This window comes from Helicobacter heilmannii, from assembly GCF_001283065.1.
Taxonomy (GTDB): domain Bacteria; phylum Campylobacterota; class Campylobacteria; order Campylobacterales; family Helicobacteraceae; genus Helicobacter; species Helicobacter heilmannii.
Genome location: NZ_CDMK01000001.1, coordinates 201,891 through 218,022, shown reverse-complemented (window position 1 = coordinate 218,022; position 16,132 = coordinate 201,891). Strand labels below are relative to the sequence as shown.

The 16,132-nt window shown below is 48.3% G+C and carries 15 protein-coding genes and 1 tRNA gene; 3 read left to right on the top strand and 13 right to left on the bottom strand.

Annotated elements, in window-relative coordinates; genetic code table 11:
* Nucleotides 1–10: 10 nt before the first annotated feature.
* Genes AOG36_RS01140 through AOG36_RS01105 form a run of 8 tightly spaced genes read right to left on the bottom strand, consistent with a single transcriptional unit; the run spans nt 11 to nt 7,507 of the window.
* The gene (locus AOG36_RS01140) at nt 11–1,351 is read right to left on the bottom strand and encodes a (Fe-S)-binding protein (RefSeq protein ID WP_231850665.1); all 1,341 of its coding nucleotides are present in this window, start codon (nt 1,349–1,351) and stop codon (nt 11–13) included.
* The gene (gene hemN / locus AOG36_RS01135) at nt 1,320–2,687 is read right to left on the bottom strand and encodes an oxygen-independent coproporphyrinogen III oxidase (RefSeq protein ID WP_015105906.1); all 1,368 of its coding nucleotides are present in this window, start codon (nt 2,685–2,687) and stop codon (nt 1,320–1,322) included. Before hemN ends, AOG36_RS01140 begins: the two co-directional genes overlap by 32 nt.
* A gap of 2 nt (nt 2,688–2,689) precedes the next feature.
* Complete coding sequence (locus tag AOG36_RS01130) at nt 2,690–3,190, bottom strand: DUF2603 domain-containing protein (RefSeq protein ID WP_015105905.1); 501 nt, start codon at nt 3,188–3,190, stop codon at nt 2,690–2,692.
* Nucleotides 3,191–3,226: 36 nt separating this feature from the next.
* On the bottom strand, nt 3,227–4,303 hold the full coding sequence (gene aroC / locus AOG36_RS01125; protein ID WP_015105904.1) for a chorismate synthase: 1,077 nt from the start codon (nt 4,301–4,303) through the stop codon (nt 3,227–3,229).
* Nucleotides 4,300–4,968 carry a ribonuclease III gene (gene rnc / locus AOG36_RS01120; RefSeq protein ID WP_015105903.1) on the bottom strand — a complete coding sequence of 223 codons (669 nt, stop codon included), beginning with the start codon at nt 4,966–4,968 and terminating at the stop codon, nt 4,300–4,302. The genes aroC and rnc overlap by 4 nt, the downstream gene beginning before the upstream one ends.
* Nucleotides 4,962–5,399 (bottom strand): ribonuclease HI, encoded by a 438-nt coding sequence (rnhA, locus tag AOG36_RS01115; RefSeq protein ID WP_015105902.1) that lies wholly within the window; start codon nt 5,397–5,399, stop codon nt 4,962–4,964. Before rnhA ends, rnc begins: the two co-directional genes overlap by 7 nt.
* A gap of 8 nt (nt 5,400–5,407) precedes the next feature.
* Nucleotides 5,408–6,457 carry a tetratricopeptide repeat protein gene (locus tag AOG36_RS01110; protein ID WP_015105901.1) on the bottom strand — a complete coding sequence of 350 codons (1,050 nt, stop codon included), beginning with the start codon at nt 6,455–6,457 and terminating at the stop codon, nt 5,408–5,410.
* A gap of 12 nt (nt 6,458–6,469) precedes the next feature.
* Nucleotides 6,470–7,507 (bottom strand): peptidylprolyl isomerase, encoded by a 1,038-nt coding sequence (locus AOG36_RS01105; protein WP_231623640.1) that lies wholly within the window; start codon nt 7,505–7,507, stop codon nt 6,470–6,472.
* 177 nt (nt 7,508–7,684) lie between these two features.
* Between AOG36_RS01105 and AOG36_RS01100 the strand changes: the two genes are divergently transcribed.
* Together AOG36_RS01100 and AOG36_RS09200 are read left to right on the top strand one after the other, a co-directional pair.
* Nucleotides 7,685–10,345 carry an ATP-dependent Clp protease ATP-binding subunit gene (locus AOG36_RS01100; protein WP_015105898.1) on the top strand — a complete coding sequence of 887 codons (2,661 nt, stop codon included), beginning with the start codon at nt 7,685–7,687 and terminating at the stop codon, nt 10,343–10,345.
* Nucleotides 10,345–12,096, top strand: coding sequence for a methyl-accepting chemotaxis protein (locus AOG36_RS09200; RefSeq protein WP_053825371.1), 1,752 nt, complete (start codon nt 10,345–10,347; stop codon nt 12,094–12,096). Before AOG36_RS01100 ends, AOG36_RS09200 begins: the two co-directional genes overlap by 1 nt.
* On the opposite strand, the gene AOG36_RS01090 is transcribed toward AOG36_RS09200, so the two are convergent.
* The 4 genes from AOG36_RS01090 to AOG36_RS08115 form a co-directional block, all read right to left on the bottom strand.
* The gene (locus tag AOG36_RS01090; protein ID WP_015105895.1) at nt 12,093–12,824 is read right to left on the bottom strand and encodes an exonuclease domain-containing protein; all 732 of its coding nucleotides are present in this window, start codon (nt 12,822–12,824) and stop codon (nt 12,093–12,095) included. The two genes, AOG36_RS09200 and AOG36_RS01090, sit on opposite strands and share 4 nt — an antisense overlap.
* On the bottom strand, nt 12,821–13,453 hold the full coding sequence (gene rpe, locus AOG36_RS01085; RefSeq protein ID WP_015105894.1) for a ribulose-phosphate 3-epimerase: 633 nt from the start codon (nt 13,451–13,453) through the stop codon (nt 12,821–12,823). Before rpe ends, AOG36_RS01090 begins: the two co-directional genes overlap by 4 nt.
* Before the next feature lie 76 nt (nt 13,454–13,529).
* Nucleotides 13,530–13,606, bottom strand: a tRNA-Ile gene (locus AOG36_RS01080).
* Nucleotides 13,568–14,707: an FtsW/RodA/SpoVE family cell cycle protein gene (locus tag AOG36_RS08115; RefSeq protein ID WP_082333437.1), complete on the bottom strand. Its 1,140-nt coding sequence runs from the start codon at nt 14,705–14,707 to the stop codon at nt 13,568–13,570. The genes AOG36_RS01080 and AOG36_RS08115 overlap by 39 nt, the downstream gene beginning before the upstream one ends.
* Nucleotides 14,708–14,765: 58 nt before the next feature.
* On the opposite strand from AOG36_RS08115, the gene AOG36_RS01075 reads away from it, so the two are divergent.
* A complete protein-coding gene (locus tag AOG36_RS01075) occupies nt 14,766–15,551 on the top strand; it encodes a sulfite exporter TauE/SafE family protein (protein WP_015105893.1) in 786 nt (261 codons plus the stop codon).
* Here the strand turns inward: AOG36_RS01075 and rnhB are convergent.
* Entirely contained in the window at nt 15,496–16,104 is a 609-nt protein-coding gene (gene rnhB, locus AOG36_RS01070) for a ribonuclease HII (RefSeq protein ID WP_053825370.1), read from the bottom strand. The genes AOG36_RS01075 and rnhB overlap by 56 nt on opposite strands.
* Nucleotides 16,105–16,132: the final 28 nt, after the last annotated feature.

The following is a 16,132-nucleotide window of genomic DNA, read 5'->3' as shown; positions in this document are numbered from 1 at the left end:
AAAAAGAAAGCTACACCCCACTTAGACTTTTTTCCAGCAATTCTAGGGGGTGCAAGAATTGCACGGGGGCATGGATCTGCTCTAAGATGTTGTTTAACTGCATCCGACACGCCGAACACTCTGCGCTCACCACCTGCGCTTTCGTGCCGACAATGTCTAGGGCTTTGGGCGCGCCCGCCTTTAAACTGAGTTTGTAATGCTCACTTTGCATGGTAACCCCGCCAAAACCACAACAGCGGTCACTCTCTTGCATTTCCAAAATTTGGTAGTTGATCTTAAGCAAACTTCTAGGTTCTTTGTAGATGCCAAGCACTTTTTTCGCGTGGCATGGATCGTGGTAGGTTACACTGATGGGGTTTTGCGCTTTGCTTTCTAAATACTTGCTTAAGGGCGTTTGTGTGGCTAAAAAATGCGATGCCATTTGTAACTTGACTTGGACTTTTTCAAATTTTTCAGTCCAAAGGACACGCTCTTGGCTATCTTTCAAGCTTTCGATCAAATGCTGGTAGTCCTTTTTAAGCATGCTAATGCAAGTCGCTTCAGGCACTAAAATTGCCTCCACCTCAGTAGCTAAAGTGGCTAGGCTCTGTATATTTTGTTTAGCTAAAAACCAAGCGGTGGTAAAATCCCCCGTGAAATACGCCGGCGCGCCACAGCAAACTTGTTTGGGGATCGCCACGCTAAAATTGAGCTTGTCGAGCAAAGCTAAAAGGCTTTTACCCACCTGGGGGTAATTGTAATTACCCAAACAACCAATGAACAGCCCGACTTTTCTTAAAGGCTCCTTGGGCTCTAGGGGAGCTTTAGGGGCGATGGTGCCTTGATAAGTTTGTAAAAAACTCTTAGCCACAAAAGGGAAAAACGCGCGCTTTTGCCACGAAAAAGAGCCCTTAAAACGCCACTTTAACTTATCTCCCTCTTGTTTAAAGGCGCAGGGGGCCAGGGCGTAGCAGAGCCTAAAGACGATGTCCATGAGCCTTGGATGTCTTAGCAAGTAAAAATAAACCCTTTTATGCAAAGCGATCCCGTGTTTGTGCGTGCTCTCTAGGCGGATTTTTTCAATCATCGAGTCTATGGGCAAATGGAAGGGGCATGTTTGCACACAAGTGGTGCATAAAAAACAGCTTTCAAAGATTTTTTTAAGGCTCTTATCGAGCTCTAGGCTCTCTTGTTTTACCTGTGCTATGAGGTCTAAAAAGCCTCTAGGCGAAGTGCTCTCATCCTTATGCACCCGGTAAATGGTACAACTGGGCACGCATTTAGCGCATTTCACGCATTTCTGCGTAACTTCTTGAATCGAGGCATTGATATCAAAAGGACTAGAGTGTTTGGCTAAATCGGCGTGCGCCACTTTGTGCTCCCAAATACGCGTCAAACACCATGGCTAAATTGCGCACCAGCATCGCCCCCGTGGGGCTGGTCTTTAGCCTCCCCTCACTGATCGTCACCAAGCCCTCTTGCTCGTAGGGTTTGAGGGCACTGAGTGCGTCTTTAAAATGTGTTTTAAAGTCAATGTTAAACGCCTTTTCAATGCTGTGAAAATCCAGCTCTAGGTTATTCATAAGGTGCATGATCACCTCTTTTCTTAGGCGATCTTCACTACTCAGCCTAACCCCCCTCTCCACGGGCAAATGCCCACCATCTAGGACCTGCTCGTAGCGTTTCAGGTCTTTAAAGTTTTGCGTGTAGTAGTCTTGCCCCTCGCCAATGCTAGTAACCCCCACGCCGATGGTTTGGGAGAATTTTTTCGTGGTGTAGCCTTGGAAGTTGCGCCTGAGTTGCTTGTTTTGCAGGGCCAAATACAGCTCGTTGTCTTTCTTAGCGAAGTGATCCATGCCAATCATTTCATAGCCATGCTCTTTTAAAAACCCGATCAAAAATTGCAACAAGGCTAATTTTTCTTGTGGGCTGGGTAAGGTTTTGGGGTCGATTTTCATGGTGTGTTTCACCCAGGGGACATGGGCGTAGTTGAAGACCGCCAAGCGATCGGGATTGAGCTTTAACACCTCCAATAGGGTGGTTTCAAAGCTTTGGATCGTCTGTAAGGGCAGGCCATAAATCAAGTCAAAGTTAATAGAGTTGATCCCAAAATCCCGCGCGATTTGCACTTTTTCGTGCACTAAATCCACGCCTTGCAAGCGGTTGATCGCCACTTGTACCCGTGGGTCAAAGTCTTGTACCCCAAAGCTTAAGCGGTTAAAGCCGTGCTTTTTTAACACCTGCATTTGTTCTAGACTAAAATGCCTCGGGTCGATTTCACAAGAGAGCTCCGCCTCTTTAGAAAAATTAGGGAAGGTGGCTTTAATGTTTATGATGATGCGATCTAACTGCTCGGCGTTGTAAAAAGTGGGCGTGCCCCCGCCAAAGTGCAGTTGCACCACCTCCCTATGCGTGTCTAGATGGAATTTTAACAGCTCCAGCTCTTTAGCCAAATACCCAATGTAGCGTTCTTTCTTGCTTTGGCTGTTCGTGTAGATCACACTGCAAGCGCAAAAATAGCATGCGCTTTTGCAAAAGGGCAAATGGAAATACAAAGACAAGGGGATTTTTTGGTCCGCCCGCTTAAACGCCTCTAAGAGTTCTGCCTCTTGAAAGCTTGGGTTAAACTCCACAGCGGTGGGGTAGCTTGTGTAGCGCGGACCGGGCTTAGAGTAAGAGGCGTATTTGTGAAAGTCTAATTCTTGCACGACTAAAAGGGCAGAGCTAAACTATCAAGGTCCAGCTCTTGGCGTTTGCTCTCTAAAAACTCGGGCAGATTAAAAAACAAATTGGGGTGCTGCTTTTTAATTTGTTTGACAAAGTCAAGCGAGCTGATTTTTGGCAAACTCCCATCCTTGCCCCGCAAACCCTCTAACTTCTTAAACACCACCGCCATCGCATCCGCAAAGTCAATGGGCGTTAAGGTCGCCATGTCGCGCTCCAACTCCACCATGATTTTGTCCTCGTACGCTCTTTGGATCACCCGCACAATGTGCTGCAACAGCACTTCGGGGATCACCACGAATTTTTGATCCTGCTCGTCCCTGACAAACCATGCCTCTTTGGTATTGAAGCTCCCCTCTTCTAGCTCCAAAAGCACTTCTTTAGCAGAAATCTGTTTGGCTTGGATTTTATTTTGTCCGGATTCTAAACTTTTGTAAATGTCTTGCATGCCCGTCTCAGTGGCTTTTTTGCTTTTTGCTCTTGCCATGCGCACCTCTCTTTTTCGGACTATTCTAGCATAAAATCACCTTTGCCGATAAAAAGCCTGCACACTTGAGAGCTTGGTGGGCATGTTTAAAAGCGCAAAATCCGCCACCACCAACGCCAAAAGGCTTTCACAAACCACACTCCCTCTAAGAGCAATGCACGGATCGTGTCTGCCTTTGAGCTCTAGGCTGATGGGCTCGTTGGCGGCATTGATGGTGTTTTGGGTTTTGGCGATGCTTGCCGTGGGCTTGAAATGCACCCACACGATCAAGTCCGCTCCGCTTCCAATCCCGCCTAGCACCCCCCCGGCGTGGTTGCTCTTAAAGCCTGTAGGGCTTAATGGATCGTTGTAGCCACTGCCCCTTAAACTCGCTGCATTAGGCGCGCCGATAAACACCCCCTTGACCCCATTTAGCCCCATGAACACGCTGCCAAGCCGCGCATCTAATTTATCATACAAGGGCTCGCCAAGTCCGAGCAAATGCGCCCCGCTGGCCTGTACCAAAACAACGCCCCCTACGCTATCGCCTAGAGTCTTCGCCTTTAAAATTGCCTCTTGTTGTACGGGCTCTATGTCTTTATCTAAACTGAAAATGGGGCTAGTTTTGGCGTGGCTAAAGTCTATCTTTTGCGCCTCAATGCCACCCACACTAAAAACCCCGCTAAACACCTCAATGCCCAGTTCCTTTAAAAGCATTTTGGCGATCGCCCCCCCCGCAACCCGTGCCACGCTCTCCCTGGCTGAAGTGCGCCCCCCGCCTCTGTAGTCGCGCACGCCATACTTCGCCCAAGTGGTGAAGTCCGCGTGCCCGGGCCTAAAGGCTTCTTTAATATTGCTATAGTCCTTGCTTTTAACATTGCGGTTATAGATGAGTAGGCCAATGGGCGCGCCCGTGCTGACCCCCTCAAAAACCCCGCTCACCACCTCCACCATGTCCTCTTCTCTTCTAGGCGTGGTGTAGGCGTTTGTGCTCTTGCGCCGATTCACCTCAGCCTGCAAAGCACTCAAATCAATTTTTAGCCCCGCGGGCACGCCCTCTAAAACGCCCCCAATCAGCACCCCGTGCGACTCGCCAAAGGTGCTTAAACGCAAACAACGCCCAAACATGTTCATTCTGCCCCCCTAGAAAGTTGCGCTAACGCCTCTTTGGCGCAGAGTTGTTGCGCCTCCTTTTTACTCTTAGCTGTGCAGGTGGCGTACAACTTGCTCAAAATGAAAATTTGCATTTCAAATTGCTTGGCGTGGTCGGGCCCACTTTCGCTTTTGAGCACATAGGTGGGGATGGTTTTAAAGCGTTCTTGGGTGAGCTCTTGCAGGGCACTTTTATAGTCAGTAAATAGAGCTTGCAGGGACAAATCTGGGTAGACCAAATCCAATAAATCCTGCATCAAAGCACGCACCACCTCTAGCCCACTCTCTAAATAGATCACCCCCATTAGGGCCTCAAAGGCACTTGAGAGAATAGACGGCTTGCTTTGCCCTTGGTTATGCGCTTCAGCGGGGGAAACCACAATGTGCTTTTGCAAGTCTAAGAGCAGAGCCAATTTATGAAACGCCTTTTCATTGACTAAAGACGCACGCATTTTAGACAAGTCCCCCTCTTGCAAGTCTTTAAAGCGTTCAAAAAGAATCTCGGCCACTGCTAAATCTAAGACGGCATCGCCCAAAAACTCTAGCCTCTCGTTGTTCGTAGGCGATTGTGTGCTTCTGTGGGTTAAGGCCTGTTGCAAGAGCCCGTCGTTTTTGAAATGATAGTTGAGGTTTGTAAACTTCAGCACGCTTTAGCCTTTTGTTTGTAGCTTAGGGCTTCTTCTTTGGCGAGTTTATCGCAACGCTCGTTTTCGGCGTGTCCGTCATGTCCTTTGATCCAATGCGTGGTGATGGTGTGCGCCCCCTTAAGCGTTAAAAACTCTTGCCACAAGTCCACATTTTTCACCTTGGCAAACTTCTTGGCCACCCACATTTTCAACCACTCGCTGATGCCCTTACAAACATAAATGGAGTCGCTGTAAAGATGGATATTGCAGGGCTCTTTTAAGACTTTGAGTGCTTCTATGACTGCCCTTAGTTCCATGCGGTTGTTCGTGGTGTAAAGTTCCCCTCCTTTAATGATTTTCTCCACACCCTTGTAGCGCAAAATGGAGCAGTAACCCCCATAGCCCGGATTGCCTAAAGCCGAGCCATCGCAAAAAATTTCAATGCTTTTCATAGAGCCTCCTAGTTTAAATTGCTTGCCTTATGGTCACTGGTACGCTTGTCTAGACTCAAAACCACCTCCTTGGGTCCGATTTTAGCGCACACTAAACAGCGGTAGCTCTCAAAGGGCGACACACTCTTGCACGCCATGCACTGGTAGCTAAAGTTTAAATCCAAATGGTAATCAGCATGCAAGGTGCGAAACACCTCTAGCTCTAAGGTTTCACACCGCCCCCTAGCATAACCCTTGGCGATGAATACCTCCAATACGCTTGGGTGCAACTCGGCCAAATAAGGGGCGATTTCGCCCTCTTCCATATCCCAAAGTAAATCCACCAACGCCCTGCCCTCTGTGACCTGGGCGATTTCTTGTAAAAAAAGGGCTTTGTGGTAGGTTTTTAAATGTTTTAACGCACTTTTATAAAGTTTATGCTGCTCTCTGCCCAGCTTTAAAATCGCCCGACTTTGGTCTTTCAAGCCCAAATCTTCTTGCATGAGGATTTGCATTTGTAGGTAGTGGTAATTGTCTAACAGCCCACTTTCGCCTAAAGCGTCCAAACACTCCAAAGTCTCTAGGGCTTTTTGCGGTTCACACATGGTTTCGTAGACTTGCACCATTGAGTGCAAGGCGTGGGTGTTGCGCGGGTCGATACGCAACACCTCGGTCAAAATGTCCCTGGCCTTTTGCACATAGCCTAAATCAATGTACGCCTTAGCCAGGCTCTCTAACAAGGCAATGCGCTCGTTTTGGTATTTAGGCAACAGGGCTAGGTAAATTTTAATTGCCTGCTCGCTGTTGCCATGTTTGGCGTAGTGTTTGGCCAAAAAGAGCCAAGTTTTAAAGCCCAGCACCTCTAGGGGGTTTTCCTGCTCCTTTTGCAAAAGTTGTTGCACCTCAAAGGCCAACTCCACTTGGGCGTAAGAGTGAGACAGCGCATTCAAGGCTTTCAAATTGCGTCTATGGGCGAGGGTGGAGCGCAAATAGTCGATCAAAATCACCCCCCCGATGATAAACGCCAAAACTGCAGCACTAAAGAGCGAGTCCTTATAGATAAAGGCTAGTTGCTCCACAGCCCATAAGCCCTAGCGCAAAAATTTAATCTTGGCTTTGACGCGTAATTTTTCATAATATTCGGCAAGGATTTTGTCCTGTTGCTCTTCAATCAACTTATTGGCGATGAAGCCACGGGCTTGGCTGAAAGACACTTCCTCTTTGCCGAGTTTTTGCTGGATATAAAAGGACACATAATTACCCCCACCTGCATTCAAGATGGGCGTGAAGGTGTGTTCTTTGGTAGATAAGAACATTTGGGCGATCTGCGGGTTTAGGGCTTTTAAATTGATCTTTTCTTCGCCCTTAGACACTCCGGGGATATCAATGTTCTTGTTCTCTAAGGCTTGGGTTAGGATTTTGGTGTCCTTAGCGGTGTAGCGGGTGGTTAGAATCTCGCTAGGCACGCTAAATTCATCCCTGTGGGCGTTGTAGTACTCGCGCATTTTGGTTTCGCTATTCGTATTGACATTAAACAGCAAAATGTTGCGTAAAAGCTCTCTGGTTTCCAGCTGTTTTTTAAGCTGTTTTCTGTAGTGTATGGGGTCGATCCCCTCATTGGCAAGCGTGCGCATAAAATCGTTCACGCTCATCCCATTGTGTTTAGCGATCTCTTCAATCTGCGCATCGATCTTGTCGTCCTCAATATCGATTTTCAAGCGTTTGATCTCCTGGGCTTGGATGCGCTGGATGATGAGCGCATTGATCGCCTGCTGGCGGCTGATGTGGTTTGTCTTCTCCAACATTTCAATTTGGTAAAGTGTGATCGGGTCGTTGTTCACCGTTACAGCGATCCCACCCACGATGCCGTCTTTACGCTCTTCAACCAAATCCTCGGAGGGGGGTTTTCTAAAGGGCTGGAGGGGCTTGGATGCCTCTTGCTTTTGTTCTTCTAGGGTTTTTTGGGATTCTTGGGGGGCTTGGCCGGGTTTTCTTAACGCCTTCTTGATCTGCTCATCTAGGCTCTTAGCGTTGTGTTTAGCACCACCCACGCCCTTGCCCGTAACCGACTCCACATTCGATCCCGAACTTACGGCGTGCAGACTTAAAAAAACAAGGCATAGGCACACGAAAACCCGTCTCAAGAGTCTGAAGATCCGTTTATTGTGCAAAAGGGTCAAATTGTTCTCTTTATTTTTTATGATAGGGGTAAGTATAGTGTAGTGGGGCTAAGAGCAAGATTAAGATTTAGGCGCAAAATTACCCAAGGGCGTTATAATAAACACGATTAAAAAGAAAGGACAGCTATGCCTACAAATGTGTTTGAGAAACTTACCAACCACTTAAAGGAGAGCCTAGATCAAGCCCTCTCTTTGGCTTTGCATGCCAAAAACCCCGAGATTGAGCCGATCCATCTGTTTTGGGCACTGCTCACCAACACCCACTCGCTCTTAAGCCAAGCCCTTTTAAAAATGGGTGTGGAAAAATCCCCCCTAGAGCTAGAGGCTAGAAGTCTTGCCGACAAGTTGCCCAAAAGCTCGAGCGTGAGTGCCCAGGGCCTAGGCGTGAGCAAGGCGTTATTAGATGCGTTGCACGCGGGGCTGGGGCTTGCCGTGCAAAGGGGGGATAGTTATGTGGCGATCGACACCTTCATCGAGGCCAACCAAGAGCTGTTTAAAAGCTATTTTGGCAATTTTATAGATGTGCACGAACTCATTAAGACTTTTGAAAGCTTGCGCAAAGGGGCGAAAATCGAGCAACCGGGCGATGACGCGACCCTTGAAGCCCTAGAAACCTATGGGATTGATTTAACCGCTAAAGCCCTGGATAACGCCCTAGACCCTGTGATCGGGCGGGATGAAGAGATTTTAAGGATGATGCAGATTTTAATCAGAAAGAGCAAGAACAACCCGATTTTGCTCGGCGAGCCGGGTGTAGGTAAAACCGCAGTGGTGGAAGGGCTAGCGCAAAGAATCGCCAAAAAAGAAGTCCCCCTATCTTTGCAACACAAACGGGTGGTGGTTTTGGATATGGGGATGCTTATTGCCGGGGCGAAGTATCGGGGCGAATTTGAAGAGCGCTTAAAAAAAGTCGTGGAAGAGGTCAAAAAGGCGGGCAATGTGATCTTGTTCATTGATGAAATCCACACCTTGGTAGGTGCAGGGGCGAGCGAGGGGAGCATGGACGCGGCCAATATCTTAAAGCCCGCCCTAGCTAGAGGCGAGCTACACACCATCGGGGCGACCACGCTCAAGGAATATAGAAAATACTTCGAAAAAGACAGCGCGCTCACACGGCGCTTCCAGCCCATCCCCCTAGATGAGCCCAGCATCAACGAAACCTTGCAAATTCTAAGGGGAATTAAAGAAACCCTAGAGGCGCACCACAATGTCAGCATTACAGACGGTGCCTTAGTGGCAAGTGCTAAGCTCTCCAGCCGCTACATCACGGATCGTTTTTTGCCCGATAAAGCCATTGACTTGATCGACGAAGCGGCGGCAGCACTGAAAATGCAAATCGAATCCGAGCCCTACGCCCTAGCCCACACCAAGCGGCTTATACAGCAATTAGAGGTGGAGAAACAAGCCCTTTTGATGGAGGAGAGCAGTGCTAATTCTGAGCGTTTAAAAGTGGTTCAAAAGGAATTGCAAAACGCTCTAGAGGAAAAGCAACGCCTGGAGGTGCAATTTAGCAATGAGCAAAAGGTCTTTAAGGACATCGCCGCGAGCAAGAACAGCATTGAAAATTTAAAACGCGAGTCGCTCCTGGCCAAGCAGCAGGCGGATTTTAGAAAGGCCGCCGAGATCGACCACGACAAAATCCCCACTTTAGAAAGGGAAGTTGTAGCCCTAGAGCAAAAGCTAGCCCAAATGCAGACCAATGGCAGCCTGCTAGAGTCGGCAGTAACTAAGGAGGGCATTGCGCGGGTGGTGAGCCAATGGACGCAAATCCCCGTGTCTAAAATGTTGCAAGAGGAAAAGGAAAAGATTTTACACATTGAGGACGAATTGTCTAAAAGCGTGGTGGGGCAGGCGGATGCGATCAGGGCCATTGCCCGGGCGATCAAGCGCAACAAAGCGGGGCTTAGCGACCCAAATAAACCCATCGGTAGCTTTTTGTTCCTAGGCCCTACTGGGGTGGGCAAGACTGAGAGTGCCAAGACCTTAGCCAAGTTTCTTTTTGACAGCCAAAAGAATTTGATCCGTTTAGACATGAGCGAATACATGGAAAAGCATGCGGTGAGCCGTTTGGTGGGCGCGCCCCCCGGGTATGTGGGCTATGAAGAGGGCGGGCAACTCACCGAAGCTGTGAGACGGAGTCCCTATAGCGTGGTGTTGTTTGATGAGATCGAAAAGGCGCATCCAGAGGTGTTTAACATGCTCTTGCAGGTGCTCGATGATGGCCGTTTAACCGACAACAAGGGCGTGGTGGTGGATTTTAAAAACACGATCATCATTTTAACCAGCAACATCGCCAGCGACAAAATCCTAGAGCAACAGAGCACACACGCTAAAAAGAAAGAACAACAAGAGGTGCTTAGAGCCAATGGTGTGGAGAGTGCGGACATCTTAGAGCTGGGCGAGGCTTACGATTTGCAGCAGGTGGTACAAGAGGCACTAAGGGCGTATTTTAAGCCAGAGTTTTTAAACCGCTTAGACGATATTGTGATCTTCAACCCGTTAGGTATAGAAAGCATTGTAAAAATTGTGGATTTGCTCTTTGACCAAATTGCCCAGCGGCTCAAAGAAAGAGAGATTTCTATTAGCTTAAGTCCTGAAGCAAAGGAGCACATCGCCAAGAGCGGGTTCGACCCCATTTATGGGGCGCGTCCGCTCAAAAGGACACTGTATGAGGAGGTGGAGGACAAGTTAGCGGCGTTTCTTTTAGAAACGGACAGCACCCATTTAGCGGGCACAAACCTCATGTTTGTGGTGGAAAATGGCACAATTGAGGTTAAGGAATATTAATGGGCTCATTTTCTTTAGGTAAACAAATCATTTCTTTATGGTCGCTCACCATAGTAGCAGTGGTTATCACGGTGTTGTTGTTCGTGTACGGCAATAGCCAGTCAATCAAACGGACGAACCAACTCGTGGGGCAGGACTTAAGGGCCCTTTTGGGCGAACAGATCAAACTTGCCACGAATGCGATGGCACACACTCTTGCCAAAGCGATCGAGGATGCGAAAGGAGATGAGAGCAAAAAAGCCATCATCGCCCACATCCTCGATGGTTTCCGCTATGAAGACGACAAGTCGGGGTATTTTTTCATCTATGATAAAGACAAGGATTTTTACAACCCCAATACAAAGGGCACTTTAGGGGAAAGTAAGTGGTATTTGAGGGACAAAAATGGAGTCTATTATGTGCAAGAATTATACAAGGTGGCGATGAATGGGGGCGGGTTTGTAAACTATATTTACCCTAAACGACTAGGCAATGGGCAGATGAAAGATATAGATAAGATCGCCTACGCCCAAAAGATCAAGGGAGAGAAGGATTGGTGGATCGGCACGGGGCTGTATATGGATAACATCCAGCACCGCACAGAAACAATCGCCCGCGACATCGCTAGTAGCATGAAGCGCAATTCTTACATTTATGCGGCCATTGTGGTGTTGTTTTTACTGCTGGTGGTGGTCCCTATTTACTACATTTTCTATAGTAAAATCACGCGCAGCATCCGCACCCTCAATAAGGGGTTGAACGACTTTTTTGCCTTTGTGAACCACAAGGACAAACAAGTCCCTCAAGTGGTGGTGTTGCACTCTAAGGATGAACTGGGTCAAATGACGCACGCCTTGCAAGCCAATGTGGATGAGGCCATCACCCACTTTCAGGCCGATCAAGTCTTTTCTAAAGATGCGCTCAAACTTCTAGAGAGCATGCAAACCGGGAATTTTCAACAGGCCATTAAGGCCAGTGCCGCTAACCCAGAACTGCAGAATTTGGGCACCAATCTCAACAACTTTGCCCAATTCGTGGAGCAAATCTTCCGCCAAATCAGCATGGCAATCCAAACCTATTCCAACAATGACTTTACAGAGGGGGTAGATACGCAGGGCATACAGGGTGGGTTTTTGCAATTAGCCAAGGACATCAATACCTTGCAACAAGACATCGTGGACTCTTTAAAACACTCTTTAGAGATCGCCCATGCGCTGAGTGCAGAGACCCAAAACTTAAACGAAACCTCCCATAGATTGCAAAATGCATCTAAACAACAAACCCAGTCTTTAGGACAAGCTGCTCGTACCTTAGAGAGTATCAGCGATTCCATGCAGAGTGTGAACCATAAAAGCCATGAAGTGATCGAACAATCCAATGGGATTAAAAATATCGTGGTAACCATTAACGAAATTGCCGATCAAATCGGGCTTTTAGCACTCAATGCTGCCATTGAAGCGGCAAGAGCAGGCGAGCATGGCCGGGGCTTTGCGGTGGTGGCCGATGAAGTGAGAAAACTGGCTGAACGCACCCAAAAATCTTTGAGCGAAATTGAGGCCAACACCCAATCGCTCATACAGGTGATCAACGAGTCGGCCAGTGCCATTGAAGAGCAAACGGCAAGCATTGCCCAGATCAACCAAACCATGGAGACTCTAGAAGAAACTATGAATCAAAATACCCAAATCGCCACCACCTCCCTAGAAATCAGCAAGAATGTTCAAAGCATTGCCCAAACCATCTTAGACGAGGCCAATAGCAAGAAGTTTTAGGCGTAATCGAGCAAATCTTGCGTGGTACACACATAAGCGGGCAGACAGCGCAAGCACACCTCAAACACCTTTAAAGAGCCCAGTGCATCGGCGGCGGCGCGGTGTGCCGTGGGGATGTTGATCCCCAAAAAAGTGTTTAAAAAGCCCAGCCCGTGCTTGGGGCTTAAAATGCTCTTGCGGCTAAGACTCAAGGTGCAAAGCTTGGGGTTTAAGAGCCCTGCACCCAAGTTGTGGGCGCAACACTCGCTTAGATAGGGGAAGTCAAAATCCGCATTGTGCGCCACAAACACGCTATCGCCCAAGAACTCTCTAAATTTTTTCAGTACTTGTTTAAGAGGGGGAGCGTGGCGCAGGTGCTGCGCGCTAAGCCCTGTGAGCTCGGCGATTTTAGGGGGGACATGCTCGCAATAAATCAAGCTAGAAAAGCTTTTTACCACCATGCCAGAGATAAATGGGTCTTTAGCAGGCTTGTAAAGCAGAGCGGCAATTTCGATGACTTGGGAGGTCTTTGGATCGGAGCCATTGGTTTCGATGTCGATGAAGCAGTAGAGCGAGTCTTGGTAGGGGACATTGGTGCTTAGCTCTAACTGGTGGGTGTAGGCGATGGGAAAACCGCAGGCCTTGAGATATTCGTAAGAGAGTAGGGGGTCTTGGCAAAAGGACAGGTTTAGGGCTTCTAGGGGCAGGGGGGCTTGTTTTAAAGAGGTGTAGAGGTCTTCTGGGCTCATGCCTTTTTCAATTCTTGCAAAGCTAGGGTGGGGTTTTTGTGGCTGAAAAGATAACTACCCACCACTAATAAATTTGCCCCCACGGAGGCGAGTAGGGGGGCGTTGGCGGCGTTGATGCCCCCATCCACTTCGATTTTACCGCTGTAGGTGGGGAATTTTTGTTTAAAATGCGTGATTTTATCCAGCACCAAGGGCAAGAACTTTTGCCCCCCAAAACCCGGATTCACGCTCATAAAGAGCACCAAATCCAAATCCGCGAGAACATACTCCAGCCCATTTAAGGGCGTGGCGGGGTTCAAGCTCACCCCTGCTTTAAAACCTAGGTTTTTGATGTGGTGGATGAGCTTATGCAGGTGGGGGGTGCTCTCTAGGTGGATGGTGATGTAAGCGGGGCTTAACTCTCTAAACAGCTCAATGCCAAAGAGGGGGTTATCCACCATTAAATGGATGTCTAGGGGGGTGCTTGTGTGCTTCTTTAAATTTTGCAAGACACAGGGGCCAAAGGTGAGGTTAGGCACAAAATGCCCGTCCATGATATCTATGTGTAAGAAATCCACGCCAGCCACCTGTGCTAGGCTGTGCTTTAAATCCATGAAGTCCGCGCTTAAAATGCTCGCTGCTACCTGCATCGACCCTTGCCACTCCTTGAATAGGGGGTATTCTAGTTGTTTCAGGCTTAGTTGTCAAACCCCGCAGGGCTTAAAGTGGTGGATTCTGTAGGACTTGAACCTACGACCAATCGGTTATGAGCCGAATGCTCTAACCAGCTGAGCTAAGAATCCCCCTCTGCGGTAAGAAGGGGGATTATAACCAAATCCAAACTTAAATGCAAGTAAGTTTTCAAACACTGCAAACAAGACAATGAAGGTGAGAAAACTGCTCCCCCCATAGCTAAAAAGGGGCAGAGGCAAGCCCACTACAGGGGCTAAGCCCAAAGTCATGGCGACATTGACGCTGGTATAGACGAAGAGTAAAATCGCAATACCCCCCGTGATGGTCTGTAAAAAGCGGTCATGTGGGTCGCTGTTAAAATAGGAGAGAAAATGCAAAATGAAGCCCATATAAAACACCAATAGAAAGAACGCCCCCAAGAAGCCAAAGCGCTCCACGAAGTAGGCAAAGATAAAATCGCTTGTGGCAATCGGCAAAAACTTTAACTTCGCCTGCGTGGATTCTTCTTTGGATTTGCCGAGTAACCCGCCAGAGCCGATGGCGATGATGGATTGGCGGACATGGTAGTTGGGCTTTTCGGCAATGAAGTCGTGCAGGCGTTTTTTTTGATAATCGTGCAGGGAACTGTAGATGAGCGGAGAAGCCACGGCAAAGACAAGGCCTATTGTGATCCAAATCTTAGGATGCACGCCCACTAAAAAGAGCACTCCAAAGCCCATGATGAGCACCACCAAAGCCGTGCCTAAATCCGGTTGCTTTAAGATGAGGCCCGCGGGGATAGTGATGTAAAGGGCAAGCTTGCCAAAGGTTTTCCAGCCGTAACCTCCTGGGGGGATGGGGTGTGTGCTGATAAGGTGGGCTAGAAGCAATAAAATAGCGATTTTTACGGGCTCGCTGGGTTGCAGGGAAAAAGAGGTGCCCGGGATGGTGAGCCAGCGTTTTGCACCCAGCTTCACCGAGCCAAAGAAAATCACCAGCACCAACAAGAACACACAAAACCAATAAAAGAAATGGAAAAGGCGATCAAATTGCCGAAAGGGGATGAAGAAAATCACCCAAAACACCACAAACCCCACACTGAAATACAGGATTTGTTTGAAGCTTAAGGCGGTGTTGGCCTCATAAATCAAAAAGAAAGACAGCCCCATAAGAGGGACAATAAAAAAAAGCAATAAAAAATCAAAGTGTGTTAAAATCCTTCTATTAACCATAGCACCAGCACCTGCTTTTTTGTAGTAGGTTATTTTAGCACAAACTTAAGGGTTAGAGATGGATATTGTGTTGCATGCGTTGTTTTTATTGCTCGGGGGCGTTACGGGGGTGATGGCGGGCTTCTTTGGCATTGGGGGGGGGATGGTGATCGTGCCGGCCATGCTCGTGGCGGGTTATGGCTACGACAGTGCGGTGGGGATCTCCATTTTGCAAATGGCGTGTTCGTCCGTGGTGGGGAGCGTGGCGAACTTCAAAAAAGGGCTCTTGGATTTAAGCGTGGGTTTTTGGGTGGGGCTTGGTGGACTTATTGGGGCGGGCTTTAGCGGGGTGATTTTAACCCACATTCCGCATAAAATCCTGCTCGGGCTCTTTATTTTGATGACTTTTTACTCCCTCTTGCGCTTTTTTCTCAAGTCCAAAAAATCCAAAGAGGCGAACAAACAGACAAAGGCCTTTGTGATGAACCTCAAAAGCAAGTGCATTTTAGTGGCGATCGGGGCACTGACGGGTATTTTTGCTATTTCTCTTGGCATTGGCGGAGGGGTACTGATGGTCTCTCTCTTGTCCTATTACTTGGGGCTAAGCCCTAAACAAAGCGTGCCTTTGAGCCTGTTTTTCGTGGTGTTCTCCTCCATCAGCGGGGTGGCCTCGCTCTACCAAAGCCACATTTTGGAGTGGCAGCATTTGCAATGGGGGCTGTTGGTGGGGGCGGGCAGTGTGCTGGGCGTGCTTGTTGGTGTGAAGTTGGTTACCAAGGTAAGCGCGCAATTACACCACTACTTGCTCATCAGTGCCTATGCTCTGGCTTTAGCCGTGTCCATCTATAAGTGGATTTTAACTTGAAGCTGTAGCGGTGGGCTGGGCTGTAGCCATGCTTAGCTAAAGCCACAACATGCGTGTGTGTGCCATACCCGCAGTTCGTGGCAAAGCCGTATGCTGGGTAGAGTTTGTCCAGCTCGATCATTTCTTGATCCTTATGCGCCTTAGCTAGAACAGAAGCCATGGCAATTTGGGGGATTTTATCATCGCCCTTGATCACCGCTTGAAAGCTCTTTAAATGGGGGAAATGCAATTTAAAAAGCGTGTTGCCATCGATACAAACGCTTAAGACTTGTGGCAGGCCCAGCACAATCTCTTTAATGGCCTCTTGCAAACACACGCTTAAGCCCTTGCTGTCTATCTCCTCAGCACTCTTAGCCACCACCACGCTTTGTATGTCCTTGTGCGCTTGGATTTTTTGCGCCCAACTAAAACGCTTGGCACGGCTTAACTGCTTGCTCTCTTTTAAGCCCTGTGCTGCAAACTCTTGAGCTAAATGATTGGCACAGGCCACGCCTGCCACAAACAACGCCCCCGCCAAGCATCCTCGCCCCGCTTCATCAATGCCCAGTAACATAGAAAACCCCTTTAAACATGCTATCATA

Excerpts from the sequence above, each read along its gene's own strand:
- AOG36_RS09200 (WP_053825371.1), top strand. The coding sequence starts at position 10,345 with ATGGGCTCATTTTCTTTAGGTAAACAAATCATTTCTTTATGGTCGCTC.
- AOG36_RS01075 (WP_015105893.1), top strand. The coding sequence starts at position 14,766 with ATGGATATTGTGTTGCATGCGTTGTTTTTATTGCTCGGGGGCGTTACG.
- AOG36_RS01130 (WP_015105905.1), bottom strand. The coding sequence starts at position 3,190 with ATGGCAAGAGCAAAAAGCAAAAAAGCCACTGAGACGGGCATGCAAGAC.
- rnhB (WP_053825370.1), bottom strand. The coding sequence starts at position 16,104 with ATGTTACTGGGCATTGATGAAGCGGGGCGAGGATGCTTGGCGGGGGCG.
- rnhA (WP_015105902.1), bottom strand. The coding sequence starts at position 5,399 with ATGAAAAGCATTGAAATTTTTTGCGATGGCTCGGCTTTAGGCAATCCG.
- aroC (WP_015105904.1), bottom strand. The coding sequence starts at position 4,303 with ATGAACATGTTTGGGCGTTGTTTGCGTTTAAGCACCTTTGGCGAGTCG.
- AOG36_RS01100 (WP_015105898.1), top strand. The coding sequence starts at position 7,685 with ATGCCTACAAATGTGTTTGAGAAACTTACCAACCACTTAAAGGAGAGC.
- AOG36_RS01090 (WP_015105895.1), bottom strand. The coding sequence starts at position 12,824 with ATGAGCCCAGAAGACCTCTACACCTCTTTAAAACAAGCCCCCCTGCCC.
- rpe (WP_015105894.1), bottom strand. The coding sequence starts at position 13,453 with ATGCAGGTAGCAGCGAGCATTTTAAGCGCGGACTTCATGGATTTAAAG.
- AOG36_RS08115 (WP_082333437.1), bottom strand. The coding sequence starts at position 14,707 with ATGGTTAATAGAAGGATTTTAACACACTTTGATTTTTTATTGCTTTTT.